At 64.2% G+C, this 25819-nt stretch carries 26 protein-coding genes and 3 tRNA genes; 11 read left to right on the forward strand and 18 right to left on the reverse strand.

The genetic code is table 11. The annotated features are described in order from the left end of the window. Nucleotides 1-25: 25 nt before the first annotated feature. The 3 genes from ruvC to amgK are packed head-to-tail and all read right to left on the reverse strand — an operon-like array spanning nt 26 to nt 2323. Complete coding sequence (gene ruvC / locus JW897_RS08990; protein ID WP_205465852.1) at nt 26-577, reverse strand: crossover junction endodeoxyribonuclease RuvC; 552 nt, start codon at nt 575-577, stop codon at nt 26-28. A 4-nt stretch (nt 578-581) separates the two neighbouring features. Further along, nucleotides 582-1289 carry an N-acetylmuramate alpha-1-phosphate uridylyltransferase MurU gene (gene murU, locus JW897_RS08995; RefSeq protein ID WP_205465853.1) on the reverse strand — a complete coding sequence of 236 codons (708 nt, stop codon included), beginning with the start codon at nt 1287-1289 and terminating at the stop codon, nt 582-584. 2 nt (nt 1290-1291) lie between these two features. Continuing rightward, entirely contained in the window at nt 1292-2323 is a 1032-nt protein-coding gene (gene amgK, locus JW897_RS09000; protein WP_205465854.1) for an N-acetylmuramate/N-acetylglucosamine kinase AmgK, read from the reverse strand. 74 nt (nt 2324-2397) lie between these two features. Here amgK and JW897_RS09005 point away from each other — a divergent pair, with 74 nt between their 5' ends. The 3 genes from JW897_RS09005 to pdxA are packed head-to-tail and all read left to right on the forward strand — an operon-like array spanning nt 2398 to nt 6968. After that, on the forward strand, nt 2398-4671 hold the full coding sequence (locus tag JW897_RS09005) for an LPS-assembly protein LptD (protein ID WP_048413671.1): 2274 nt from the start codon (nt 2398-2400) through the stop codon (nt 4669-4671). A 9-nt stretch (nt 4672-4680) separates the two neighbouring features. Then, entirely contained in the window at nt 4681-5970 is a 1290-nt protein-coding gene (locus tag JW897_RS09010) for a peptidylprolyl isomerase (RefSeq protein WP_205465855.1), read from the forward strand. A gap of 17 nt (nt 5971-5987) precedes the next feature. Beyond that, nucleotides 5988-6968 (forward strand): 4-hydroxythreonine-4-phosphate dehydrogenase PdxA, encoded by a 981-nt coding sequence (pdxA, locus tag JW897_RS09015; RefSeq protein WP_205465856.1) that lies wholly within the window; start codon nt 5988-5990, stop codon nt 6966-6968. A 1-nt stretch (nt 6969) separates the two neighbouring features. Here the strand turns inward: pdxA and JW897_RS09020 are convergent, their stop codons facing one another. Genes JW897_RS09020 through JW897_RS09030 form a run of 3 tightly spaced genes read right to left on the reverse strand, consistent with a single transcriptional unit; the run spans nt 6970 to nt 8907 of the window. Continuing rightward, nucleotides 6970-7476: a TPM domain-containing protein gene (locus tag JW897_RS09020; protein WP_240352136.1), complete on the reverse strand. Its 507-nt coding sequence runs from the start codon at nt 7474-7476 to the stop codon at nt 6970-6972. After that, nucleotides 7476-8282, reverse strand: a complete 807-nt coding sequence (locus JW897_RS24510) for a TPM domain-containing protein (protein WP_275899856.1) — start codon at nt 8280-8282, stop codon at nt 7476-7478. The genes JW897_RS09020 and JW897_RS24510 overlap by 1 nt, the downstream gene beginning before the upstream one ends. A 22-nt stretch (nt 8283-8304) precedes the next feature. Continuing rightward, nucleotides 8305-8907, reverse strand: a complete 603-nt coding sequence (locus JW897_RS09030) for a LemA family protein (RefSeq protein WP_156187797.1) — start codon at nt 8905-8907, stop codon at nt 8305-8307. A gap of 317 nt (nt 8908-9224) precedes the next feature. Here JW897_RS09030 and JW897_RS09035 point away from each other — a divergent pair, with 317 nt between their 5' ends. After that, nucleotides 9225-13076 carry a DUF3683 domain-containing protein gene (locus JW897_RS09035; protein ID WP_205465858.1) on the forward strand — a complete coding sequence of 1284 codons (3852 nt, stop codon included), beginning with the start codon at nt 9225-9227 and terminating at the stop codon, nt 13074-13076. Nucleotides 13077-13094: 18 nt separating this feature from the next. After that, on the forward strand, nt 13095-13643 hold the full coding sequence (locus JW897_RS09040) for a cysteine hydrolase family protein (protein WP_205465859.1): 549 nt from the start codon (nt 13095-13097) through the stop codon (nt 13641-13643). Nucleotides 13644-13691: 48 nt separating this feature from the next. Here the strand turns inward: JW897_RS09040 and JW897_RS09045 are convergent, their stop codons facing one another. The 3 genes from JW897_RS09045 to paeA all read right to left on the reverse strand — a co-directional run bounded on the left by JW897_RS09045 (nt 13692) and on the right by paeA (nt 17655). Further along, nucleotides 13692-15302 (reverse strand): glycosyl hydrolase family 18 protein, encoded by a 1611-nt coding sequence (locus tag JW897_RS09045; RefSeq protein WP_048413500.1) that lies wholly within the window; start codon nt 15300-15302, stop codon nt 13692-13694. Between the two features lie 527 nt (nt 15303-15829). Next, nucleotides 15830-16162, reverse strand: coding sequence for a hypothetical protein (locus JW897_RS09050; RefSeq protein WP_205465860.1), 333 nt, complete (start codon nt 16160-16162; stop codon nt 15830-15832). Nucleotides 16163-16356: 194 nt separating this feature from the next. Further along, nucleotides 16357-17655, reverse strand: a complete 1299-nt coding sequence (gene paeA, locus JW897_RS09055) for a polyamine export protein PaeA (RefSeq protein WP_205465861.1) — start codon at nt 17653-17655, stop codon at nt 16357-16359. A 179-nt stretch (nt 17656-17834) separates the two neighbouring features. Here paeA and JW897_RS24605 point away from each other — a divergent pair, with 179 nt between their 5' ends. Further along, nucleotides 17835-18500 (forward strand): HIT domain-containing protein, encoded by a 666-nt coding sequence (locus JW897_RS24605; RefSeq protein ID WP_205465862.1) that lies wholly within the window; start codon nt 17835-17837, stop codon nt 18498-18500. 109 nt (nt 18501-18609) lie between these two features. Further along, a complete protein-coding gene (locus JW897_RS09065) occupies nt 18610-19458 on the forward strand; it encodes a sulfurtransferase (protein ID WP_205465863.1) in 849 nt (282 codons plus the stop codon). Nucleotides 19459-19605: 147 nt separating this feature from the next. Here JW897_RS09065 and JW897_RS09070 read toward each other — a convergent pair whose 3' ends face one another. After that, nucleotides 19606-20199 (reverse strand): RBBP9/YdeN family alpha/beta hydrolase, encoded by a 594-nt coding sequence (locus JW897_RS09070; RefSeq protein ID WP_205465864.1) that lies wholly within the window; start codon nt 20197-20199, stop codon nt 19606-19608. Then, nucleotides 20199-20975: an exodeoxyribonuclease III gene (locus JW897_RS09075; RefSeq protein WP_205465865.1), complete on the reverse strand. Its 777-nt coding sequence runs from the start codon at nt 20973-20975 to the stop codon at nt 20199-20201. Before JW897_RS09075 ends, JW897_RS09070 begins: the two co-directional genes overlap by 1 nt. A gap of 74 nt (nt 20976-21049) precedes the next feature. Between JW897_RS09075 and pyrE the strand changes: the two genes are divergently transcribed. Both pyrE and JW897_RS09085 read left to right on the forward strand, forming a co-directional pair. Continuing rightward, a complete protein-coding gene (gene pyrE / locus JW897_RS09080; protein WP_048413506.1) occupies nt 21050-21694 on the forward strand; it encodes an orotate phosphoribosyltransferase in 645 nt (214 codons plus the stop codon). Next, nucleotides 21694-22284 (forward strand): DUF4124 domain-containing protein, encoded by a 591-nt coding sequence (locus JW897_RS09085; RefSeq protein ID WP_205465866.1) that lies wholly within the window; start codon nt 21694-21696, stop codon nt 22282-22284. Before pyrE ends, JW897_RS09085 begins: the two co-directional genes overlap by 1 nt. A 15-nt stretch (nt 22285-22299) precedes the next feature. Here JW897_RS09085 and JW897_RS09090 read toward each other — a convergent pair whose 3' ends face one another. From JW897_RS09090 to JW897_RS09115, 6 genes are all read right to left on the reverse strand, one after another. Further along, complete coding sequence (locus tag JW897_RS09090) at nt 22300-22629, reverse strand: hypothetical protein (protein WP_048413674.1); 330 nt, start codon at nt 22627-22629, stop codon at nt 22300-22302. A gap of 35 nt (nt 22630-22664) precedes the next feature. Then, nucleotides 22665-23111 (reverse strand): YbaN family protein, encoded by a 447-nt coding sequence (locus tag JW897_RS09095; RefSeq protein WP_197082998.1) that lies wholly within the window; start codon nt 23109-23111, stop codon nt 22665-22667. Then, complete coding sequence (locus tag JW897_RS09100) at nt 23108-23689, reverse strand: biliverdin-producing heme oxygenase (RefSeq protein ID WP_048413507.1); 582 nt, start codon at nt 23687-23689, stop codon at nt 23108-23110. The genes JW897_RS09095 and JW897_RS09100 overlap by 4 nt, the downstream gene beginning before the upstream one ends. A gap of 235 nt (nt 23690-23924) precedes the next feature. Next, nucleotides 23925-24000 (reverse strand) — tRNA-Lys (locus JW897_RS09105). A gap of 25 nt (nt 24001-24025) precedes the next feature. Next, nucleotides 24026-24101: transfer RNA gene (locus tag JW897_RS09110), tRNA-Lys, on the reverse strand. A gap of 37 nt (nt 24102-24138) precedes the next feature. Next, nucleotides 24139-24214: transfer RNA gene (locus JW897_RS09115), tRNA-Lys, on the reverse strand. Nucleotides 24215-24471: 257 nt separating this feature from the next. Here JW897_RS09115 and JW897_RS09120 point away from each other — a divergent pair. Further along, nucleotides 24472-24909 (forward strand): FxsA family protein, encoded by a 438-nt coding sequence (locus JW897_RS09120; protein WP_205465867.1) that lies wholly within the window; start codon nt 24472-24474, stop codon nt 24907-24909. Here the strand turns inward: JW897_RS09120 and JW897_RS09125 are convergent. Then, on the reverse strand, nt 24903-25199 hold the full coding sequence (locus JW897_RS09125) for a DUF167 domain-containing protein (protein ID WP_048413509.1): 297 nt from the start codon (nt 25197-25199) through the stop codon (nt 24903-24905). The genes JW897_RS09120 and JW897_RS09125 overlap by 7 nt on opposite strands. Nucleotides 25200-25298: 99 nt before the next feature. Between JW897_RS09125 and JW897_RS09130 the strand changes: the two genes are divergently transcribed. Continuing rightward, a complete protein-coding gene (locus JW897_RS09130; RefSeq protein ID WP_019100310.1) occupies nt 25299-25766 on the forward strand; it encodes a Dps family protein in 468 nt (155 codons plus the stop codon). Nucleotides 25767-25819: the final 53 nt, after the last annotated feature.

The following is a 25819-nucleotide window of genomic DNA, read 5'->3' on the forward strand; positions in this document are numbered from 1 at the left end:
TATAAAGCGATAACAGGCGCGCCGGCTACACCAGCCGGCCGCCGCGGATTTTCAGGCCGCTTTGCGCCAACTGGCCCAGAGCGCCGGCGCTGAGATTGGCGTGCGCCAGGGCCACCGCCAGCGCGTCGGCGGCATCGGCCTGCGGCGTGCCGGACAGGTTCAGCATCCGCACCACCATGTGCTGCACCTGCTCCTTGGCGGCCTTGCCGTGACCGGCGACGGACTGCTTGACCTGCAGCGCGGTGTATTCCGCCACCGGCAGATCCCGCAACACCAGCGCGGAAATGCAGGCGCCGCGCGCCTGGCCCAACATCAGCGTGGCCGCCGGATTGACGTTGACGAACACCTGCTCGATCGCCGCCGCCTGCGGCCGGTAGGTATCGATCACGCCGAACAGGCCGTCGACGATCACGCGTATGCGCTCGCTCAAAGGCGCGCCCGGAGGCGTGCGGATGCAGCCGGAGGCCACGTAATGGCGCTGCTGGCCCAATAGGTCTATCACCCCGAAGCCGGTGATGCGGCTGCCGGGATCGATGCCGAGAATCCGACGCGCGCCCGGAAGAGACGGAGCCGACATCGCCTCAGACCAGGCCGGCGCGCAGCTGCGCGTCCAACTGCTGCAATTGCTGCGGCGTGCCCACATTGTGCCAGACGCCGCTGAAGTACTCGCCGCTGGCTCGCTCCGCCGCGATCGCCGCATCGTAGAACGGACGCATCGGCGCGAAACGGCCAGCGGAGAGACCGGCGAACATCCGGGTATCGTAGAGACCGATGCTGGAGAAGGTCAGCATGCGCGCGCCGTCCGCGCGCAGACAGCCGTCCGGCTCCAGCGCGAAATCGCCGCCGGCATGGAAGGCCGGGTTGTCCGTCATCACCAAGTGCATGGCCGGCTCCTCGCTGCGCTCCAGCGCGTCCAAACGCGGCAGCAGACCTGCGTAGTCGTAATCGGTGTAAATGTCCGCCGCCACGCACAGAAAGGCGCGCTCTCTCCCCGCTCGCAACATGGGCAAGGCCTTGGCGATGCCGCCGGCGGTTTCCAAGGCTTCGCCCTCGGCGGAGTAAGCGATGCGCGCGCCGAAGCGGCCGCCGTCGCCCAGCGTCTGTTCGATCTGCGCGCCGAGCCAGGCGTGGTTGATCACGATGTCGGCGAAGCCGGCCGCCACCAGGCGCTCGATCTGCCAGACGATCAAGGGCTTGCCGCCCACCGTCAGCAGAGGCTTGGGCGCATGGTCGGTCAGCGGCCGCATCCGCTCGCCGCGGCCGGCCGCCAGAATCATGGCTATCGGCATGCTCACCCCTTGTAGCTCAATAACGGATAGGTCGACTGCAGTTCTTCGTCGGTCTGATCCTTGCCCACCAGCTGCAACAGCAGTTGATAGAACGGCGCCAGCTCCTGGTAACGGCGGGTGGTCCGTTTCAGGTATTTGATGAAACGCGGTATTTCGGCGCGGTATTTGTCCTTGCCGTCGCGGTGGAACAGGCGCGCGAAGATGCCGGCCACTTTCAGGTGACGCTGCACCCCCATCCATTCGAAGTCGCGATAGAAGACGTCGAACTCGGCCGGCACCGGCAGGCCGGCGGCGCGCGCCTTTTCCCAATAGCGGATCGCGATGTCGAGCACGAAGGGCTCGTCCCACTCGATGAAGGCGTCGCGCAGCAGGCTGACGATGTCGTAGCTGATCGGGCCGTACACCGCGTCCTGGAAATCCAGCACCCCGGGCTTGCCCGGCGTCAGCATCAGGTTGCGCACGATGAAGTCCCTGTGCACGAACACCTTGGACTGGGCCTGCAACACCGGCAACAAGGCCTTGACCCCGGCGTCCCACAGCTGGCGCTGGGCGAAAGTCAGCGTCTGCCCCAGCTCCTTGGCGCAGAACCATTCAGGAAACAGCGCAAGCTCGCGCGTCAGCAGCGCTTCGTCGTATTCCGGCAACACTCCCGGCCGGCTGGCGGACTGGATCTCCACCAGGGTGTCCAGCGCCTCCAGCAGCAAATGACGCTGCACCGGTTCGCGCGCATCGTGCTCCAAGGCTGCCAGATAGGTCACCCGGCCCAGGTCCTCCAACAACAGCAAGCCCTGCTCGCGATCGCGCGCCAGCAGCTTGGGAACATTGACCATGGCGAAAACGTCGCGCACTTGCACATAGGCGTCGGTGCTCATTTTTTCCGGCGGCGCGTCCATCACGATGCAACTCGCGCCGTCCGGCCAGGTCGCACGGAAGTAGCGCCGGAAGTCGGCATCCGCGGCCGCGAATTCGAGCCCGATGTCCTGTCCCGGGTACAAATCCGCCAGCCATTTTTTAATGAGTTCCTGTCTATGCATGTCGCTTCGTCTTGGTGCTGATAGAATTGGCTGATTTTATACTGCCCCGCCGCCCCTTAGATATGGCTTTGTGCATGCCCAGAATCAAACCCAATCCGCTGGCCCTGGCGCTGGCGGCCGCGTTTTCCTTGCAGCCGGCGTTGGCGCTGGCCGATGAAGACGCCCCGATCGCCCTGCCCACCCCGCCCAAGGCCGAAGGCCAGACCCACGTCACCGCCGACGATATGGACGGCGAGATGAACGTGGAGCTTAAAGCCCGCGGCAACGTGGTGGTCACCCGCGACGACCAGAAGCTGGAGTCCGACTGGCTGGACTATTACCAGAACAAGGACAGGATCAAGGCCGGCGACCGTTTCAAGATGACGCGCGGCGTCGACGTGGTCACCGGCACCACGCTGGATTACAACGTCGCCAACTACAGCGGCACCGGCATGGACCCGGTGTTCGCGATGGGCAAACCGGCGCCGGCCGCCAAGGGCGCGCCGGCAAGCGCCCGCCCGATGAGCACGGTGCCGATGCGCGGCGACGGCCAGCAGGTGGACTTCCGCGGCCAAAACCAGTATCGGGTCTACAACAGCCGCATCAACAGCTGCGAGCCCGGCGACGACTCTTGGTATCTGAATTCCTCGCTGCTGGACCTCGACTACGTCAACGGCGTCGGCACCGCCCGCAACGCCAGGCTGAACTTCTACGGCGTGCCCATTCTGTACACGCCGTGGATGGATTTCCCGCTCAACGGCAACCGCAAGAGCGGCTTCCTGCCGCCCACTTTCAAGACCGGCAGCAACGGCACCGAGGTCGCGCTACCCTATTACTGGAATATCGCGCCCAACTACGACGCGACCATCACTCCGCACTTCAACGACAAGCACGGCCCCATGCTGGGCGCGGAGTTCCGCTATCTGCAGCCCAACTACTCCGGCTCGGTTTACACAGAGCAACTGCCCAAGGACAAGGTCACCGACAAGAACCGCTACGCTTGGTACGCGACACATGGCCAGACATTGGCGCCGGGCCTGACCTTCGGCTACAACGCCAACTACGTCTCCGACCCCAACTACTTCAAGGATTTCGGCGACCGCCTCAGCATCGCCACCAACGTCAACCTGGTACGCGAAGCCTGGCTCAGCTACGGCTTCGGCTGGCAGGGCGGCTCGGCCAACGCCACCTTGCGCGCACAACGCTATCAGACCCTGCTGGAAAACCCCGCGCCAGGCGACATTCCCTACGCGCGGTTGCCGCAGCTGACTTTCACCGCCAACCAGCAACTGCCACAAGGCTTTAGCGCCAATTTGCAAAGCGAGTTGACTCGCTTCTCGCATCCGACGCTGCAGACCGGCGACCGCCTGGTCGCCTATCCCAGCCTGACCTGGAGCCTGGACAAGAGCTGGGGCTTTCTGCGGCCTAAGATCGGCCTCCATCTGACCGAATATAATCTGGACGCCTTGCCCGGCCAGCAGAGTCGTTCGGTGTCGCGCAGCCTGCCCATCTTCAGCACCGACGCCGGCCTCTACTTCGACCGCGACACCGAGTTCCTGGGTCAGGACCACCTGTTGACGCTGGAGCCACGCTTGTTCTACGTCAATATTCCGACCCGCAGCCAAAACAATCTGCCCAATTTCGACACTTCGGAAAACGATTTCAATTTCGCGCAGCTGTTTACTGAAAACCGCTTTTCCGGCTCCGACCGCATCAACGGCGCCAATCAGTTAACCACAGCGCTGACCAGTCGCTTGATCAGTCAGGAAAACGGCATGGAACGAATCCGGCTGACGGTGGGCAAGCGCTACTACTTCAACCAAGACGACATCACTCTGGCTGGTATTCCACAACAGCGCACCGTCAGCGGCTCCAATCTGTTGCTGGGCGCCGGCGGCGATCTGGCCCAGGGCTGGCGACTGGACAGCTCCTACGAATGGAATGAGGCGCTGAAAACCACCGAGCGCTACAATGCCCAGCTGCGCTACAACCCGGCGCCCGGCAAGGTGCTCAGCGCGCGCTACCGCTACGGCCGTTACGAGCAACAAGACAACACTTCGCTCTACGGTCCGCTGCGCCAGATCGACATCGGCGCTCAATGGCCGATCGCCAAGAAATGGTATGCCTTGGGCCGCTACAACTACTCGCTGGCCGACCGCAAGCCGCTGGAACAACTGGCCGGATTCGAGTACAACGACGGTTGCTGGTCGGCGCGGCTGGTCGGCCAACGCTATGTCAGCGATCTGACCACCACCAAGAACGCCATTTATTTCCAGCTGGAATTCAAGGGCCTTGGCGGCTTCGGCAACAATCCGCTCAACACGCTGAAGCTGGCGATTCCCGGCTATAGCAAGACTAACGATTTATAAGCGATGATCATGAAACAGACTCTGCTCGCCCTGCTGCTGGCCGGCGCCCTGCAAGGCGCCGTCGCCGCTCCCGCCGCCCCGGTCAAAGAAGTGGACCGCATCGTCGCGGTGGTCAACAAGAACGTGATCACCTGGCTGGACCTGCAAGCCCGCGTCGACGAGGCGATCAAGCAATTGCAGGCTCAGAACGTGACGCCGCCGGCACGCGCCGTGTTGGAAAAACAGATGCTGGAACAGATGATCACCGAGGAGGTTCAGCTGCAGTACGCCGCCAGCGGCGGCCTGCGCATCGACGACGCCGCGGTGGATCAGGCGGTGGCGAACCTGGCCAAGCAGAACAAGATGGACGTGGCCGGCCTGAAAGCCCAACTGGCCAAGGAGGGCCTCGCTTTCGACAAGCTGCGCGCCGAAGTGCGCAAGGAACTGACCATCGCGCGCCTGCGCGACAGCGAAGTCGCCGCCAAGGTCAACGTCAACGAGACCGAAGTCGACCAGGTGCTGAAAAGCGCGCAGAGCGGCAACCGCGCCGAATACCACCTGGCCAGCGTCCTGATCAACGTCCCCGAACGCGCCGACGCCAAGCAGATCGACGCCCTGTCGAAGAAAGCGGAAAAAGCCTTGGCTGAGCTGGACGCGGGCCAACCCTTCGCCAAGGTGTCGGCCAGCTACTCCGACGCCCCCAACGCGCTGAAAGGCGGCGACATGGGCTGGCGCAGCGCGGTATCGCTGCCGGTTGAGTTCGTGCAGATGCTGGAACAGCTGAAGACCGGCCAGCACACCAATGTGATCCGCACCCAGCAAGGCTTCTTCATCTTCCAATTGCAGAACAAGCGCGACAGCGGCGCGCCGATGATGGTGGAGCAATACAATGTGCGCCACATCCTGATCCGCACCAACGAGGCGGTGTCGGCCAACGACGCCAAGACCCGCATCGAGCAGGTGCGCGACCGCATCCAGCGCGGCGCCAAGTTCGCCGACATGGCCAAGCTCTACTCCGAAGACGGCAGCAACGCCAAGGGCGGCGATCTGGGCTGGGTCAACCTGGGCGATCTGGTGCCGGATTTTGAAAGCGCAATGACGCAGCTGCCTATCGGGCAGCTGTCGCAGCCGGTGCGCACGCCCTTCGGCTGGCATTTGATCCTGGTGGAAGGCAAGCGCAATCAGGACGTGTCCGGCGACCGCGAGCGGCTGGCGATCAAACAGCAGATCCGTTCCCGCAAGATAGAGCAGGCGTACGCCGACTGGGTGCGCCAGTTGCGCGACTCCGCCTTCGTCGAAGAACGGCTGGACGAGAAGTAAACATGCATGAAGCGAGCATGAGCGCCCCCGTGCTGGCCATCACCACCGGCGAACCGGCCGGCGTCGGCCCGGACCTGGCGCTGCGGCTAACGGAAGCCGGGGTCGACGCCCGTTGCGTGCTGATCGGCGACAAGACCCTGTTGGCCGCGCGCGCGCGCCAGCTGGGCCTTGCGCTCTCGCTGCACGACTACGCGCCTGGCGCCCCGGCTCCGGCGGAAGGACTGGAAGTTTGCCATGTGCCGCTGGCGGCCCCCGCCGTCCCCGGACGGCTGGACCCGGCCAACGCCGGCTATGTACTGGCGACGCTGGACCGCGCCATCGACGGCTGTCTGGCCGGCGAGTTCGCCGCCATGGTGACCGCGCCGGTGCACAAGGGGGCAATCAACGACGGCGGCGTCGCCTTCTCCGGCCACACCGAATACCTGGCCGAACGCACGCGCACGCCCAAGGTGGTGATGATGCTGGCCGGCGGCGGCATGCGCGTGGCGCTGGCCACCACCCACCTGCCGCTGCGCGAGGTCGCCGACGCCATCACCACGGACAGCCTGGAACAAGTCGTCCGCATCCTGCACGCGGACCTGCGCGCCAAGTTCGGCATTGCCGCGCCGCGAGTGCTGGTCGCTGGCCTGAACCCGCATGCGGGCGAAGGCGGCCACCTGGGCCGCGAGGAAATCGAAGTCATCGAACCTCTGCTGGAGCGGCTGCGCGGCGAGGGCATGGATCTGGTCGGGCCCTTGCCCGCCGACACTCTGTTCAATCCCGACAAGCTGCGGCATTGCGACGCGGTGCTGGCGATGTATCACGACCAGGGCTTGCCGGTGCTCAAACACGCCAGCTTCGGCGCCGGCGTCAATATCACGCTGGGGCTGCCCATCGTCCGCACCTCGGTCGACCACGGCACCGCGCTGGACCTGGCCGGCAGCGGCAGCGCCCACCCCGGCAGCCTGTTCGAGGCGGTGCAACTGGCGGCGCAACTCGCCGCCTCCGTTGCGGCCTGACTCAGCGGACGATCACCTCGTCCGGCAATTCGTTGATGCCGGGACCGTCCCGACGCGGCGCATGCTCAACCAATAGCGCGTGTATGCGCCGCAAACCGGTTTCCAGGCCCGCCACCCGCCGGCGCTCAGCCATCGCGCTTCCGACTTCGGCGCAAATCTCCTCCCAGGCCCGCGGCGGCACCCGTCTATCGATGCCGCGATCGGCTACGATTTCGATGCGGCGCTCCGCCAGCAACACGTACACCAGCACCCCGGTGTTGTCCTCGGTGTCCCATACCCGTAGCAGGCCGAACCACTCCAGCGCCCGTTCGCGAGCGCTCATGCCGCGCCAGGCGTCGCGCCAGTCCAGCGCCGACTCCACCACGAAACGCAGCTGGCCGGCATGCTCGCGTTCCGAAGCCGCGATGCCTTGCTGCAAGCGCGCCAGTTCCGCGGCGGGAAATTGCCGCCGCGCCAACCAGCCGGTGCTGGCCAGGTGACGCAACGCTCTATGCCATGATTTCAACATCACCAATCTCCCGAAGCGCCGCCGCCGCCAAAACCGCCTCCGCCGCCGGACCAGCCGCCGCCTCCGCGGCTACCGCCCCAGCCGCCGCCTCCGCCGCCGAACGACACCCCGTGGGAACCGATCACCAGGCAAAGCAGCGCCGCCACCGCCCCGGCCAGCAAGGCGAACACGACGCCTGCGCCCAGCAACAAGGCCGCGACGACGCCCAGGCAGCCCATGATGAAGCTGCCGATCAGCCGCCCGAACAGACGGCTGACCACGCCGGCGCCGAACAAGACCGCGAACGCCAGCGCCGGCCAGCTGTCTTCCCAGCCCTGCTGCTGAGTCTGCGCCGGCGGCGGCAGTTTCTCGCCGTCGATCAGGCCCTCCAGCTGTTCAAGCGCCGCCTGGATGCCCTGGAAGCGCAAGCCCTGCTTGAACAGCGGCCGCAGCGTGTCCTGCAGGATGCGCTTGGCGTAGATATCGGGAATCGCGCCCTCCAGGCCGCGCCCCACCAGCAGCTGGCTCTTGCGCTGGTCCGCCACAATCAATAGCAGCACGCCGTCGTCCACCCCCTTGCGGCCCAGCTTCCAGGCGTCCATCACCCGGGTGCCGTAATCAAACGGCGTCTCCGGCTCGACCGAAGGCACGATCAGCACCGCCAGCTGGCTGCCCTTGTGCTGATGAAACGCCAATAATTGCCGTTCCAATTGCCCGCGCTCGTCCGTCGATAAAAAGCCGGCCAGGTCCACCACCGGCGAACTGGCCGGCGGCACCGCCAGCTCCGCCCGCGCCAATTGTGCGCACAGCAGCAGTGCAATACCCAAGCAACGCCATAGCGCCGTCATCTTATTTGCTCGCCTCCGGCTCGCCGAAGCTGACCTGCGGCGCGGCGGAGATGGCCTTCTCGTTCTCCACCGTGAAATTCGGCCGGGTCTTCAGGCTGAACATCATCGCGGTCAGATTGTTGGGAAAGGTGCGCACCGTGCTGTTGTAAGCCTGCACCGAATCGATATAACGCTTGCGCGCCAGCGCGATGCGGTTCTCGGTGCCCTCCAACTGCGCCTGCAGGTCGCGGAAGGATTGATCCGCCTTCAGCTGCGGATAGTTCTCCGACACCACCAGCAGGCGGGACAGCGCCGAACCCAGCTGATTCTGCGCCGCGGCGAAGTCATTGAGCTTTTTCTCGTCGGTCGCCGTCGCCGGATCCATCTGGATGCTGCCCACCCGCGCTCGCGCGGCGGTCACTTGAGTCAGCACTTCTTTTTCATGCTTGGCGTAGCCCTGCACCGTCTTGACCAGATTGGGGATCAGATCCGCGCGCCGCTGGTATTGGTTGATCACCTCGGACCAGGCCGCGTTGGCCGCCTCGTCCTGGGTCTGCATCGCGTTGTAACCGCAGCCGCTCAGCGACGCCGCCAACAACAAAGCCATCGCCCACTTCTTCCACATCATCCTGTTCTCCATTCCCGTCCTGCCCGCGCCATCCAAACGGGCGCAGCGCACCCAAGCCTCAGTTTACCCATAAAACGCATAAAATCAGCAGCTTTCGCCCCGTAAACGGAATAGCGCACAGCATTCCTTCTCCCGCGCAGCCAGACCGCGGAAAACGGCGCGCCCCGCCCCCCGCCATCCCTGCCCAACAATATACAATCCGCGCCAATATCTTGAAGTAAAGAGGGAAATCCCTAGTGAATGCGGGTTTTTCGCAACGCAACAATTGGGCTACACTGGTGGACGTTTTTCCAATAATGACAGCTGCACGGACAATGACCACCACCACCCAAGCCCGTGTGCGGGAGATCCCGTACAACTACACCTCGTATTCCGATCGCGAGATCTTCATCCGCCTGCTGGGCGCGCCGATGTGGAAACTGCTGGAGGAGCTGCGCGCCGAACGCAAGACCGGCCGCTCCGCCCGCATGCTGTTCGAAGTGCTGGGCGATATCTGGGTGGTGGACCGCAACCCCTATCTGGTCGACGACCTGCTGGACAATCCCAAGCGGCTGGCGGCCTTGGTGGACGCGATGCGCCACCGGCTGGCCGAAGTGGAGAAACGCCGCGAAGGCAACGACAAGGTGGGCAAGATGCTGACCGCGGCGCGCGCCGCGGTCGAACGCTTCGCCGAGCAATTCGAAGACACTCGCGAGCTGCGCGCCAAGATCCTGAAAAAACTGTCGCGGCTGACCCGCCGCGACAATATCCAGTTCGACGGCCTGTCCCGCGTCGCCCACGTCACCGACGCCACCGACTGGCGCGTCGAATATCCGTTCGTGGTGCTGAGCCCGGACGGCGAGGCCGAAATCGCGCCCCTGGTGCGCGCCTGTATCGAGCTGGGCCTGACCATCATCCCGCGCGGCGGCGGCACCGGCTACACCGGCGGCGCGGTGCCGCTGGACCGCATGAGCGCGGTCATCAACACTGAGAAGCTGGACCGCCACCTCGGCGTCGAACAGGTCGAACTGCCTGGTCTGGACGGCCCTCGCGCCACCATACAATGCGGCGCCGGCGTGGTCACCGCCCGCGTCGCCGAAGCCGCGGCCGCCTCCGGCCTGGTGTTCGCGGTGGACCCCACCTCGGCGGAGGCCTCCTGTATCGGCGGCAATATCGCGATGAACGCCGGCGGCAAGAAAGCCGTGCTGTGGGGCACCACGCTGGACAACCTCGCCAGCTGGAAAATGGTGGACGCCAACGGCCAATGGCAGTTCATCGAACGCCTGGGCCACAACTACGGCAAGATCCACGATGTCGACGTCGCCCGCTTCCGCGTCAGCCAGCTCAAGGACGACGGCCAGACCGTCGTCTCCAGCCGTCAGCTGGACATCCCCGGCAGCGCCTTCCGCAAAGTGGGCCTGGGCAAGGACGTCACCGACAAATTCCTGGCCGGCTTGCCCGGCGTGCAGAAGGAAGGCTGCGACGGCATCATCACCAGCGCCCGCTTCGTGCTGCACCGCATGCCCAAGCACATCCGCACCGTCTGTCTGGAGTTCTTCGGCACCGTGGCAGAAGCCACGCCGGCCATCGTCGAAATCACCGATCTGTTCAAACCCGGCGGCGCCGCGCTCGCCGCCGGCGTGCAGCTGGCCGGTCTCGAGCACCTGGACTGGCGCTATGTGCGCGCGGTGTCCTATGTGACCAAGGCCAAGAGCAAGGGCCGACCCAAGATGGTGCTGATCGCCGATCTGGTGTCCGATCACGAGGACGCGGCGGCGGAAGCCGCCAGCCAGGTGGTGAGGCTGGCCAACGCGCGCCACGGCGAGGGCTTCATCGCCATCACCCCGGAAACGCGCAAGCGCTTCTGGCTGGACCGCAGCCGCACCGCCGCCATCGCCAAGCACACCAACGCCTTCAAGATCAACGAAGACGTGGTGATCCCGCTGCCGCGGCTGGGCGACTACAGCGACGGCATCGAGCGCATCAATATCGAACTGTCGATCCAGAACAAGCTGCGCCTGCTCGACACCCTGACCGAGTATTTCCACGGCCGGCTGCCGGTGGACAAGCTGGACACCAATCTGCCGTCGGAAGAACTGATCGGCGACCGCCGCGCCTCGGCGCTGTCCCAGCTCGCCATCACCCGCGACCGCTGGCAATGGCTGTTGGAACACCTTGACCGACCCTTCCACGAATACCGCGAGCGTTGGCCGAACGCGCCGCTGGAAGACGCCGCCGCCGCGCCGGACAGCGTGTTCCACGCGCTGCGCGACCTGGTCGTGCGCGTCAGCTGGAAGCGCGAAATGCAGGCCGAGCTGGAACAACTGTTCTCCGGCAACACCGACGGCCCCATCCTGGCCGCCATCCGCGCCATCCAGCAGAAAGTGCTGCGCAGCCGCGTGTTCGTCGCGCTGCACATGCACGCCGGCGACGGCAACGTCCACACCAACCTGCCGGTCAACTCCGACGACTACGAGATGCTGCAGAGCGCTCACAAGGCGGTGGAGCGCATCATGGCGCTGGCGCGCGCGCTGGGCGGCGTGATTTCCGGCGAGCACGGCATCGGCATCACCAAGCTGGAATTCCTCAGCGAGGAAGAAATCGCCCCGTTCCGCGCCTACAAGCAACAAGTGGACCCCAACGGCCACTTCAACCGCGGCAAGCTGCTGCCCGGCGCCGACCTGGCCATGGCCTACACCCCGTCCTTCTCGCTGCTGGGTGCGGAATCGCTGATTCTGGAGCAGTCCGACATCGGCGCCATCAGCGACTCGATCAAGGACTGCCTGCGCTGCGGCAAATGCAAGCCGGTGTGTTCCACCCACGTGCCGCGCGCCAATCTGCTGTACTCGCCGCGCAATAAGATTCTCGGCGTCGGCCTGCTGACCGAGGCCTTCCTCTACGAAGAACAGACCCGCCGCGGCGTCAGCCTCAAGCACTTCGAGGAATTGTCCGACGTCGCCGACCACTGCACGGTCTGCCACCGCTGCGTCAAGCCCTGCCCGGTCAAGATCGACTTCGGCGACGTCTCGGTGGCGATGCGCAACTTCCTGCGCAAGACCGGCAATAAAAGCTTCAACCCCGGCACCGCCGTCGGCATGGCCTTCCTCACCGCCAAGGACCCGGCCACCATCAAGGCCTTGCGCACCGGCCTGGTCGGCGTCGCCTACAAGGCGCAGCGGCTGGGCAACGCGGTGGGCAAACGGCTGGGCCTGATCGGCTCCCAGACCCGGCAGCCGCCGGCCACCGTCGGCAAGGCTCCAGTCAAGGAGCAGGTGATCCACTTCATCAACAAGCCCATGCCCGGCGGCCTGCCCAAGAAAACCGCGCGCGCGCTGCTGGACGTGGAAGACGCCAGCATCGTGCCCATCATCCGCAATCCCAAGCTGTCGGAAGACGCGGAAGCGGTGTTCTACTTCCCCGGCTGCGGCTCGGAACGCCTGTTCAGCCAGGTCGGCCTCGCCACCCAGGCCATGCTGTGGCATGTCGGCGCGCAGACGGTGCTGCCGCCCGGCTATCTGTGCTGCGGCTATCCGCAGACCAGCGCCGGCTATCAGGACAAGGGCGACGCCATCACCACCGAGAACCGGGTGCTGTTCCACCGCGTGGCCACCACGCTCAACTACCTGGACATCAAGACCGTGGTGGTCAGCTGCGGCACCTGCTACGACCAATTGTCGCAATACCGCTTCGAGGACATTTTCCCCGGCTGCCGCATCATCGACATCCACGAATACCTGATGGAAAAAGGCGTCAAGCTGGAAGGCGTCGGCGGCCAGCAATACCTGTATCACGACCCCTGCCATACGCCGATGAAGGCCTACCAGCCGATGAAGGTGGTCAACGAGCTCTTGGGCGGCGGCGTGGCGCTGTCGGACCGCTGCTGCGGCGAATCCGGCACCTTCGCCGCCAGCCGGCCGGACATCGCCACCCAGGTGCGCTCGCGCAAGGAAGAGGAAATCAACAAGAACCTGCAGGCCCTGACCGGCGGCGCCAAACCGGCCCAGCCGGTGAAGATCCTGACCTCCTGCCCGTCCTGCCTGCAAGGCCTGTCGCGCTACAGTCCGGACACCGGCACCGAGGCGGACTACATCGTGGTGGAAATCGCCAAGCACGTGCTGGGTCCCAACTGGTTGAAGCAGTACGTGGACCAGGCGCGCGACGGCGGCATTGAGCGCGTGCTGCTGTAAGTTGAAGAAGGACAATCCATGGGCAACAAAGCGCTGATCATCATCGACGTTCAATACGGCCTGATCGAAGGCCAGCCGCGCGCCGGCCGCGCCGACGCCGTGCTGGCCAACCTCAACCGCGCCATCGCGCTGGCGCGCCGCCAAGACATGCCGGTGATCTTCATCCAGCACGACAGCGGCCCCGGCAGCGATCTGGCGCGCGACTGCGACGACTGGCGGCTGCATCCGGCGCTGGCGCGCGAGGATGGCGACGTCGTGGTGCACAAGCGCTTCAGCGACAGCTTCCAGCACACCACCTTGAGCGCCTTGTTGCGAGACGGCGAGATTGAGGAACTGTGGCTGGCCGGCTCCGCCACCGAGTTCTGCGTGGACAGCACGCTGCGCTCAGCGATGTCGCAGGAATACGCCGTCACCCTGATCGCCGACGCCCATAACTGCAAGCCGCGGCCGCGGCTGAGCGCGGAACAGGTGATCGATCACTTCAACTGGGTCTGGTCCAATCTGGACGAGACGCCCAAGCCCTTGCGGGTGCGCGGCATCGCCGAACTGGAAAACGGCGCGGCTTAAACAAAAACCGCCGGGCATGCCCGGCGGTTTCTCTTGCCTGCTTCCGTCTTACTTCAGCGGCGAAGCCACCGAGGCCTTGGCCGCCGCCTTCTTCTTGGCCGCGGCGGCGTCCTGACGCACTTCGCTGGTGGTCTTCAACAAGGTGCCCTGGGCATCGTCGCCGTCCAGAGACCAGCTGAACACCCCGCCCAGCTGCTGCTGGCGCACGTAATCCAACTTGGTGCGGATGGTGGCCGGGTCGTCGTAGCTCCAGAACTCGTTGCCGTCGTAGGTCCACAGCTGTTTGCTGACCGGATGCACGAACTGCTTGGCGGAACGGGTCTTCAGCACCTTGTAGTCCTCGATGCCTGCCTCGTAAGTGCCCTTGCCCGCGCCGGTGGCCACCTGGTACAAGCCGTCGGCCTTGGGCCCGGCGGCCACGCCGGTCCAGCCGCGGCCATAGAACGGAATGCCCACGTTCAGCTTGGCCTTGGGCACGCCGGCGGTGACCAGGGTCTGGATCGAGTCATTGACGTTGTAGTAGACGCGATCGCCCGTCACCGGCGCGGCCGGGTCGCGGAACAGATTGGACTGGAAGTTGGTCGGCCCCTTGGCGTCCCAACCGCCGTTGAAGTCGTAAGTCATCACATTGATCCAGTCCATATAGGCCGCGTACTTGGCCGGCTCGGTCTGGCGGATCTTGTCGACGCCGGAGCCAATCGCCGCGGTCAGGTAGTAGCGGCGCTTGTTCTGCGCGGTCAGCGCGTCCAGCTGGCTGCGGAACTCCGCCATCAGCAAGGTGAAGTTCTGCTTGTCGTTGGGATCCACGCTATTGCTCGGCAGGCCGCCGCCGCCCGGGTATTCCCAGTCGATGTCGATGCCGTCGAACACTCCCTTGGCCGCGCCGGCGCCGCCGGCGTTCTCGCCCACCGGCAGATTGCCTTTCAGATACAGATCGATGCAGGACGCCACCATGGTCTTGCGGCCGGCGTCGGTAGCGGCGAACTTGCCGAAATTCTTCGACCAGGTCCAGCCGCCCAGCGAAATCAGCACTTTCAGCGAGGGATTGGCCAGCTTCAGCTTGCGCAGCTGATTGAAGTTGCCGCGCAGCGGGTCGCTCCAGCTGTCGGCCTTGCCGTCCACCGACTCATTGGCGCCGAAGGATTTCTGGTAATCGGCCCAGGCGTCGCCGCCGTCGCCGTTGCCGTTCTCGGCGCGGGTCACCATGCCGCATTTGCCGTCGGCGTAGACGTTGCCGAAGGCGTAATTCAGGAAGGTCAGCTTCTTGTCGCCGCCGGCGTCCACCAGATTGCGCAGCTTGTAATTGCGGCCGTAAATGCTCCATTGCGCGAAATAGGAGCCGACATGGCGGCCCACGGTCGGCGTCGGTTCCGGCGGCACGCCGGTGCCCGGGCCTGGGCCCGGATCGCCGCCGCCCGGCGTGCATTCGCTGGCCGGCCGCTCTTCCCACGGCCCCCATTGATCCGCGCCCGGCTGATTGTTCTGCGTCCACCACTTCGCGCGCCAGGTCTTGTTGGCGTACAAAGCGTAGTCGCCGCCGTTATAGGTCTGCGCGTTGCTCCACGCGTTGCAGGCCGGCGCGGCAAACGCCGCCGCGCTGCTCAACAACAAGCCAGCCCCCCCAAACAGCGCCGACAACGTCAACGAAAGTTTCGACATTCGGACCTCCTCAATTCTGTCAGTGATCACGGCAGCGTCATGCTGTCCCCGCTGCAGCACCGCAAGCCGGCGTTTTAGTTCGGACATGTGGTATTACAGTGGTATCAGATTCGAGCAATCACTCCATCGCTGCCAACCCAAATTTCACCAACCTGTCCTTAATAACAGTTAAAACAGGTCAAAAGGATTGCCTTACGTCGACATCGACGCGACGAATGCTCAAAAGTGCTGAAAAAATCAGATATGCATGGATTTGGCGGAATTTATCGCAAGAAAAGCGGAGAAAACGACGTAAACAGCGCATTTGGCGCTGGCGGTTTCCTGAGGGAGACAAGCAGCCAAATGCTGTAGCAATGCCTGTTGGCAATTGGAGACAATGCTTCACAACAAAAGCATGGGCTTCACAAAACCATGCCACTACAAAACCATTGCGTTTTCAATCACCGCTCAAACACAAGCCGCGCCCGGCCCAAAACGCGAAAAGGAGGCCGTAGCCTCCTTCCGATACCCTGCCTGTAGCCGCAGAATCAAGCCGCTTTTTTCACATGCGCTTTTTTGTGGTGGTGCTTCTTCGCGTGTTTTTTGGCGGCTTGCGCTTTTTGGGCGGCCGGAGCGGAAGCCGCTTTCTTGGCGTGCTTCTTGTGATGGTGTTTCTTGGCGTGGTGCTTCTTGGCGTGCGCCGGAGCGGCGGCCTTGGCGGCCGGGCCGGAGGCGTCGGCGGCGAAGCCGGCGGCGGAAGTCAGGCCAAGTACGGAAGCCAGGATCAGTGCGGCGATCTTTTGCATGATGTTTCTCCAAGTCTGCGACTTATCGGTTGTCAGGGCACCGTCCTGGTGCGTCCTTGAATTCATCATATGCAAGCCGATTCGCCTCAGTCTGTGAGGCCTGTGTTAAATCGTGTAACCGATCGTACAAAGCCGTCAGAGTCCGCGAGCAAGAGCGAGACGAGGCGAAAACTAGCGAAACAGCGGAATGCCCGAATGGCATATGAACATTTTGAGCTTGTGCTCACCGTTCAACGCTTCACGAAGCGCAGCAGATCGTAAACAGGTTCTCAGGCCTGCGCAGGCTCCTTGGCCGTCACCCGCGTCACCAGGATCTGGTCGATCTTGTGGTTATCGATGTCCACCACCTCGAACTTGTAGCCGGCGTACTGCACGCAATCGGTGCGGCGCGGAATCTTGCGCAGCATATACATCATGAAACCCGCCACCGTCTCGTAGTTCTGGTCGTCCGGCAACTCGTCGATCTCCAGCACCCGCAACACATCCTCCACCGGCGTGATGCCGTCCACCAGCCAGGAATTCTCGTCGCGCTTGACGATCTGCTCCTCCTGCCCTTGTCCGACCAGATCGCCCATCACCGTGGACATCACGTCGTTGAGGGTGATCAGGCCCACCACAAAACCATATTCGTTCAGGATGACGGCGAAGTCCTCGCGCGTGCCCTTGAACTGGTCCAGGGACTCCGACAAGGTCAGCGAATCCGGAATCATCAGCACCGTTTTCAACAAGCCCGGCTCTTTCAAGGAGATCGCCCGACCGGCCAGCACCCGACGCAACAAGTCCTTGGAATCGACGTAGCCGACCACATTGTCGATGCCGTTGTCGCAGACCAGGAACTTGGAGTGCGGCTGCTCCGCCACTTTGGACTTGATGCTGTCCTCCGCCTCGTCCAGCGTGAAATAGATGATGCTCTCCCGCGGCGTCATCGACGACGGCACCAGCCGGCTTTCCAGCTCGAACACGTTCTCGATCACCTGGTGTTCCTGCCGATGCAGCACGCCGGCTTCGGCGCCGGCGTCCATCATCGCCGAGATGTCGTCGCTGGTGATCTCGTCGCGCGGGCTGGTCGGCATGCCCACCAGCCGCAACAGCAGACCGGACAGTTCGTTGAACAGCCACACCAGCGGCTTGAACAGCAAGACCATGAACAGCATGGGACGCACGATGCGCACCGCCACCGACTCCGCCGCCACCATGCCCAGACGCTTGGGGGTCAAGTCGGCGAACAGGATGAACAAGCTGGTCACCAACAGGAAGGAGGCCAGGAAGCCCAGGCTCTGCGCCAGCTCCGGAGACAGGAAAAAACCCAGCACCCGGGCGAAGAAGGGCGTGAACGCCGCCTCGCCGACAATGCCGCCGAGGATGGCCACCGCATTGACGCCGATCTGCACCACGGTGAAGAAATGGCCCGGATGCTCCTGCAAGGCCAACACCTTCCCGGCGTTGGCGTTGCCCTCGTCCAGCATCTGGCGCAAACGGATCTTGCGCGAGGCCGCCAGCGAAATCTCCGATACCGAGAAAAAGGCGCTGGCCAGGATCAGCGCCAGAATAATCATCATATCCGTCATCAAGCTCTCCGTTTTTGCCCGCCGCAGCGCCTGAACACCGCACAGGCGACGGCATAAGGCAGAAGGCATGATAAATAGTTCAAATCATAATTTCTGTAATGATAGCAGCGAACCGAGGTTTAGCCGAAGCCCGCGGCAACCGTTACAATAAGGCTTCCGCATTTCAAAAGGCCGCCATCATGGATTGTGAATTGTGCCGGGGCCCGTCCGGGCAAGTATTGCACGAAGACGACCGCCTCAAGGTCCTGCTGGTGGACGAGGAAGGCTATCCCGGATTCTGCCGGGTGATCTGGAAGGCCCACGTCAAGGAAATGACCGACCTGTCCGTCCTCGACCGGCTGCACCTGATGGACTGGGTCCATCATGTCGAAACCGCGCTGCTGCGCTGCACGCAAGCGGCCAAGATCAACCTGGCCAGCCTCGGCAATATGGTGCCGCACCTGCATTGGCACGTAATCCCCCGCTTCGCCGACGACGCCCACTTCCCCGCTCCGATCTGGGCCGCCGCCCGCCGCCAAGGCGCTCCGCGCGCCTGGCCGCAGCTGGCGGAGCAATTGCGCCGGCAGCTCGCCTCCGCCCAAACCCATTGCTGGCTGGACTATCAGATCCAGGTCGACCAGGTGCCGGACGGGCTGGAAGGCGCCGATTTGGCCTGCTACCGCTTCTTCGTGGAATCAGGCCTAAGCTGGCCGGTGGACGGCGTGGACGCCGACGGTCGCCACTGGCTGGCGCTGCGCCGTTGCGGCCGGGACGGTTCCGAGCAAGTGGACACCCTGCGCCTGGAGTCCGGCAGCTACCGGCTGCTGCCCTGCCCGCGTCCATACCAGGCCGAATTCCTGCGCTGAGACCCGATGCCGTCCGCCGGCAGTGAAACTGTCCGGCGTCGACCTGGCGTCGCGGATCCGGCCAAAGCCGGTCCGGCGCCCCACCTCCCCAATCTGAAAGAGGAATGCCATGCACCAAACCTTGATCTCCGCGGAACAGCTGGCGGAACAGCTGGCGGCGCTGCCGACGGAACGCCTCGTGATTCTGGATTGCCGCTTCCGGCTGGACCAAGCTGACTATGGCTTGACCGTCTATGAAGCCGGCCACCTGCCGAACGCGCATTACCTGAACCTGGATTACCATCTGTCCGGCAGCAAGACCGGCGGCAACGGCCGCCATCCGCTGCCCGACGGCAGCCGCTTGGCGGTGGACTTCGGCGCGATCGGCATCACGCCGGACACCCAGGTGGTGGCCTACGACGACGCCGCCGGACAATACGCGGCCCGCGCCTGGTGGCTGCTGCGCTGGCTGGGCCACTCCGCGGTCGCGGTGCTGGACGGCGGCGTCCCAGCCTGGACCCGGGCCGGCTACGCCCTCGACAATCAGGCGGCGGAACGCCGTCCCTGCCGTTTCTCGATCAAACCGGCGCTGGAAGACACAGTCGACGCCGCCGCCGTGCTGGCCAATCTCGAGCATCCTGCCTTCACCGTGGTGGACGCCCGCTCCGCCGAGCGCTTCCGCGGCGAAGGCGAGACGCTGGACCCAGTGGGCGGCCATATCCCCGGCGCGGCCAACCGCTTCTTCATGCACAACGTCGACGCCGACAACCGCTTCAAGCCGGCTGAGCAACTGCGCGCCGAATGGCTGGCGGCGCTTGACGGCGTCGATGCGGCGGACGTCGTTCATCAATGCGGCTCCGGCGTCACCGCCTGCCACAACCTGCTGGCGATGCGCCACGCCGGTTTCGAAGGCGCCCGGCTCTACCCCGGCTCCTGGAGCGAGTGGTGCAGCGACCCGGCGCGGCCGGTGGCGCGTTAGCGCCTGTTCAAAGTCTCGCGAGCAAGGGCGAGGCAAGGCGAAAACTGGCGAAAAGCGGAATGTACACGTGATACACCAGCATTTTGCGCAGGAGCTCGCCATGCAAGGCTTCTCCAAGCGCAGCAGGCATTGAACAGGTTCCGAGGCTCAGGCCAGCATCAACTCCTGCAGCAGCTCCTGACCGAAACGCCAAGGCCCAAGGCGCGCGGCGCTGCCCAAATGTCCGTTCGCGCCGGCGTCGACCAAGGGACAGCCCCAGGCCCGCGCCATCGCCTCCGCCTCGGCCATCTCGCAGAACAAATCGTCGCGGCTGGCCACCAGCATCGCCGGCGCGGGCAAGCGCAGCGTCGGCGCGCTGAAGCCGGCGAACGCGGGCAAGGGCGCGTCCTCCGGCAGTTCGCCGCTGGCGCGCGCCCGCGCCTCGCTGATGGGCAAGGCGGGCGGCGCCACCAGCAACAGCCCTTGCAGCCGCTTCTGTTCGCGCAAGGACAAGGTCCGCAGCCAGGCCGCAGCCGCATGGCAGCCCAGGCTGTGCGCCGCCAGCAGCCAGCGGCCCGGCACCTGCTCCAGCGTGCGCCGGATGCCGCCCACCCAGGCCTCGCATTCCGGGTACAGCCAATCGTCCTGCTCCACCCGGCGCGCCAGCGGATAACAGCGTTCCCAGCTGGTCTGCCAGTGTTCGGCGCCGGAGTTGCCCCAGCCGGGCACCGTGATCAAGGTGACGTCGTCCTCGTCCAACATCACAAGCTCCGCTCGTAATCGACGATCAGCGGCGCATGGTCGGAAAACTTCTCGTCCTTGTACACCGAGGCGCTGCGCGCCAGCTCCATCAGCGACGGCGTCACGATGTGGTAGTCGATGCGCCAGCCCACGTCCTTGGCGTAAGCCTGGCCGCGGTTGCTCCACCAGGTGTAGCCCGGCGTGTCCGGATACAGGCTGCGCCACACATCGCGCCAGCCCACCCGGTCCAACAAGTCCGTCATCCAGGCGCGCTCTTCCGGCAGGAAGCCGGAATTCTTCAGATTGCCCTTCCAGTTTTTCAGATCGATCTCATTGTGGGCGATGTTCCAGTCGCCGCAGATCACGATGTCGCGGCCGGCCGCGCGCAGCGTTTCCAGATGCGGCATGAACACGTCGAGGAAATCGAACTTCACCTGCTGGCGCTCGTCGCTGCTGGAGCCGGACGGCAGATACAGCGAAATCACGCTGAGATTGCCGAAATCCAGTTGCAGGAAGCGGCCTTCGGCGTCTATCCAGTCGACGCCCAGCCCCTCCACCACCGCGTCCGGCCGGTGGCGGGTGTACAGGCCGACGCCGCTATAGCCTTTCTTTTCCGCGTAGTGGAAATAACCGGTCATTCCATCCGGCTGACGCATGCGCTCGGACAGATCGCCGGCCTGGGCCTTCAGTTCCTGTACGCAAACAAAATCGGCGTTGATGCCGGCCAGCCAGTCGAAGAAACCTTTTTTATCGGCGGAGCGGATGCCGTTCAGATTGGCGGAAACGATTCGAAGCAAGAGACTCTCCCGTGATATGCTTGCCGGCAATTTTTTCAGCCGTTCAAACAGTTAACAGTTAATAAGGAGTAACGATGAGCGATTTCCGTCAGGATTTTATTCGTTTTGCGCTCGACAAGCAGGTTTTGAAGTTTGGCGAGTTCATCACCAAGGCCGGCCGCAAGTCACCCTACTTCTTCAACGCCGGCCTGTTCAACGACGGCCTGTCCACTTTGCACTTGTCCCGCTTCTACGCCAAGTCGATACTGGAAAGCGGCGTGCAATTCGACATGCTGTTCGGTCCGGCCTATAAAGGCATCATCCTGGCCGCCGGCGCGTGCATGGCCATGGCGGAACAGGGCCGCAATACGCCCTTCGCCTACAACCGCAAGGAAGCCAAGGATCACGGCGAAGGCGGCACCCTGGTGGGCGCTCCGCTGCAAGGCAAAGTGCTGATCATCGACGACGTGATCTCGGCCGGCACTTCGGTGCGCGAATCGGTGCAGCTGATCCGCGCCGCCGGCGCAGAACCGGCCGGGGTGGCCATCGCGCTGGACCGCATGGAGCGCGGCAGCGGCGAATTGTCCGCGGTACAAGAAGTTGCCCAGCAACACGGCCTGCCGGTGATCGCCATCGCCACGTTGAAAGACCTGCTCGGCTTCCTGGAACACAGCCCGGAACTGGCGGCGCACCTGGACGCGGTGCGCGCCTACCGGGCGCAATACGGAGTCAACGACTGATGAAACCTGCCGGACTCGCGCTGCTGATATTGGGAACCGCCGCCTGCGCCGGCGGCCTCTACAAGTGGGTGGACGAGTCCGGCAAGGTGCACTACAGCGACTCCCCGCCGCTGCAGAGCCAGCAGCAGGGCGTCGCCGAGCTGTCCAAGCAGGGCGCCGTCACCAAGCCGGCGGAAAGCCCGGCCGCGCGCCAGGCGCGCGAAGCCGCCGAAGCCGCGCAAAAACAGCGCGACGCCCAGCAATTGGAAAACACCCGCCGCGACAACGCGCTGGTGGAAAGCTACGCCAATCTGCAGCAACTGCAGGCCGAACGCGCCAAACAGCAGGCGGTGCTGCAAAGCGCGCTGGACGCGCTGCAGCAACGCGGCCGCGGCCTGGCGCTGCAAATTCAAGGCATTCAGCAAGACATCGCGCAGAGCCAACGCAACAAGCAGCCGCCTCCGCAAAACAGCCAGCGCAATCTGAACGTGCTGCAGGCGGAACAACGCGACCTGGCCAAGCAAATAGTCGTCAAGCAACAGGAATTGGCGGCTTTCCGCCAAAAAACCCAGAGCGACCTCAACCGTTACCGGCAATTGCGCGGCGGCTAACCCGCCGGCGCGGCCTTACTGCCCGCCGTCCTTGCGTTGCCAAGCCTCGTTCAAGGCCTTGGTGGCCGCCTCGCTGGTCTGCGCCGCGGCGGCCTGGGCCGACTTGGCCGCTTCCAGTTCCGCGTTGGCGCCGCCCAAGCCCGCCTGAGCCTCCGTCAGGCGCTGCTCCGCCTTGAGCTTGTCGGACTCGGCCTGCGCCAAGCGCGCGTCCGCCTTTTGCTGCGCGCCGCGCACCTGCTGGTAGTACATCTGCGCCGCCAGCAACTGTTCGTCCGCCGTCTGCGCCAATGCCAAGGCCGGCAAGGCCAGCGCGGCCAAGGCCGCGACGATTCCGTTTACCTTCATCACACAGCTCCCGTTTTCGGTGTCGATGCGCAAGCTTAACGCGGCGGCGGGGTTTTGGCTAAATCCGGCTGCGCCGCGGGGGCCGCCCCCGCCAGGTCGACCGCCTGCGACGGCCGCGACAACAGATACAGCAAGACGCTCAATTCTATCGCCCCGACCAGCCACGGCACCCAGTGCGGCGGCCGCGCCAGCAGCAAGGCGACGAAGCCCGCGCCCATGCCCAAGGCGGCGAAGCACTTGGCCTTGACCGGCACCACCCGCTGCTCGCGCCAGCGGCGCAGGCCGGGCCCGTAGCGCGGATGCGCCAGCAGCCGCTGCTCCAGCCGCGGAGAGGACTTGCTGAAGCAAGCCAGCGCCAAAATCAGGAAGATGGTGGTGGGCATCACCGGCAGCAGCGCGCCTATGATGCCCAGCGCCAGCATCAAGGCGCCGGCGCACAGATACAACCAGCGCACCGCGGGGTGCCGCGCGCGCTGACTCAAGCGTACACCTGGTCCAGATGGCTGTTCATGCAGGCGAAAGCCGCCACCGCGCCGGCGGTGACGCGCTGCTCGGCCGCCTCGTCCAGCTGCAGGCCGTCCAGCGCGGCGGTGAACGCGCGCCAGTGGCGGGCGCGGCCGTCCGGATGGCCGGCCAGGTGGCGGGCGCCGCAGTTTTCATCCAGCCCCAGCTTGCCGGCCAGCTTGTACAAGATCGCCGCGCCCAGCTTGGAGCCTTCCACCACGTAGAGCCAACCCATCGCGCTGGCCACGTCCAGCGTGCTGCTGATCGGCGCCTCGCGCAATTCCGGCAACGGCCGGTCCAGATCGCGCAAATCGGCGGCGATGCTGTCGTAGCGGCGGCGCTCGGCCAGGTCCGGGAACAGGCGCGCCAGCTCGGGATTGTCGTAAAGCGCGTCGGCGTCGCGCAGGAAGCGGTACTGCGCCAGCAGGAAGCGCGCGTAGTTTTCTCGAGTGGCGAACGGCTGATTCGCCATGATGCGCTGGTCCAGCGCGTCGTGCGTTTCGTGGGTGCGGGCTTTCAGGTCCTGGGTGCGGGTTTTCTCGGCAACGGTCGTCATGCTCTGTGTTTCCTGTTTGATGCGAAACCGACAGCCCGCGCGCGGCGGCGCGGACGGCGGCAAGATGCGGTTAACTCGCCATTATAATGCGAATGATTCTTACAATCATTATCAAATTTACCATGGCGACGACATGACTGCCGAGACAGCCGGCAAACAAGAAGAGAGGGAGCAGGGAACACGGGAGAAAAACAAAAAGGCCAGTTCTCGCGAACTGGCCTGATTGCTATAAATTTGGTGGGTCGTGCGGGATTCGAACCTGCGACCAACGGATTAAAAGTCCGCTGCTCTACCAGCTGAGCTAACGACCCGATCCAGGGCGCTAAGAGTTTGTAGTGGTGGGTCGTGCGGGATTCGAACCTGCGACCAACGGATTAAAAGTCCGCTGCTCTACCAGCTGAGCTAACGACCCTCTAACAAAACTCTTGGCAATTTCCGGCATCGGAAACTGGTGGGTCGTGCGGGATTCGAACCTGCGACCAACGGATTAAAAGTCCGCTGCTCTACCAGCTGAGCTAACGACCCAAGAGAGAGCGCAACTATAATGAAACAGTTCAGGGTCGTCAACGGGTTTTTGCATTTTTTTTCATGAGAATGACAGCGTCACGACTGGAAAAGCCGGATGCAAACGGGAACCGAAGCCCCGCGAGATCATCTAAGCCCGAACGATAATTCCAAGCCGGCCTTGAAAGCCGACAAGCCATACCCATGTGTAGAATAAGGGATCAGGTTTACGCGTCCGCCGCCTGATTGCGAAACCCACTTATCGGATTCAGTTGCCCATGCGCACCTTCCTCATCCTGCTGTTGCTGTACCCCTTCGCTGAAATCGCCGCGCTGGTGGCTTTGGCGGATCGCTTCGGCGGCCTGGCCGTCTTCCTGTTCGTCGTGCTGTCTTCCCTGCTGGGCTTATGGATGCTGCGCAATCAGCAGATCGGCGCCTTGTTCACCCTGGGCAGCGTGATGCGCCAGGGCGACCGCGTATCGCTGTATTCCCTGCTCTGGCCGCTGCGCTATTTGCTGGCCGGCGTGTTGTTCCTGATACCAGGCGTCATCAGCGACCTGGCCGCCGTACTATTGCTGCTGCCTTTCAAAGGCCCCAGCATTGCCGTCAACGCTCGCGCGGCGACCGGACCCGGACCCGCTGCCGATCCCGACGCCATCGATGGAGAATACACCCGGGTGGACAAGACCACCCCGCCCGACCGGCGCCTTCACTGAAAGTCCAGCCGCCGCAGCGCGTCCTCCTCGGTGATCTCGCATTGCAACAAGACCACCTTGTGCCGGCTCTTGTCGCCGGACAGCAGTTGGACGTCGCGCTTGGCCACGGCGAAACGCTGCGCCAGCCAGGCCAGCAAGGCCGCATTGGCCTTGCCGTCCACCGGCGGCGCCGCCAAGCGCACTTTCAGGCAGTCGCCATGTTCGCCCGCCGCCTCGGTTTTCTTGGCGCCGGGCTGCACGTGCAGAGTGAGACGGACAGTGCCGTTGCGGCAGTCCAGCCAAGGTTTCATGATTTTTTCCCGCAAAACGGGAGAGTGTAGTCCAAAAGCCGCCGCGCTGGCGTCAGCCGGCCAGGCGTCCGCTCTCCCTTCACTTATGAGGATATCGCGATGGATATTGGAATCAACGAACAAGACCGCCAGGAAATCGCTCATGGCTTGTCCCGCCTGCTGGCCGACACTTACACCCTGTACCTGAAAACCCACAACTTCCACTGGAACGTGACCGGGCCGATGTTCAACACCCTGCACCTGATGTTCGAAACCCAGTACAACGAACTGGCGCTGGCGGTGGACGCCGTGGCCGAACGCATCCGCGCGCTGGGCCACCACGCGCCGGGCAGCTACGCCGACTACGCCAAGCTGACCGCGATCCAGGAAGCCGCCGGCGCTCCGCCCAAGGCGGAGGAGATGATCCGCCAACTGGTGGACGGCCATGAAACCGTGTGCCGCACCGCGCGCAGCATTTTCGCCGTGGTTGAACGCGCCTCCGACGAGCCCAGCGCCGACCTGTTGACCCAGCGCCTGCAGGTTCACGAGAAAACCGCCTGGATGCTGCGCAGCCTGCTGGAAAAATAATAGCCGTCGGTTTCGACGCACCGTCACGCCGCGCTCAGCGCGGCGTTTTTGCT

The organism is Chromobacterium alkanivorans (assembly GCF_016937655.1).
Classification (GTDB): Bacteria; Pseudomonadota; Gammaproteobacteria; order Burkholderiales; family Chromobacteriaceae; genus Chromobacterium; species Chromobacterium alkanivorans.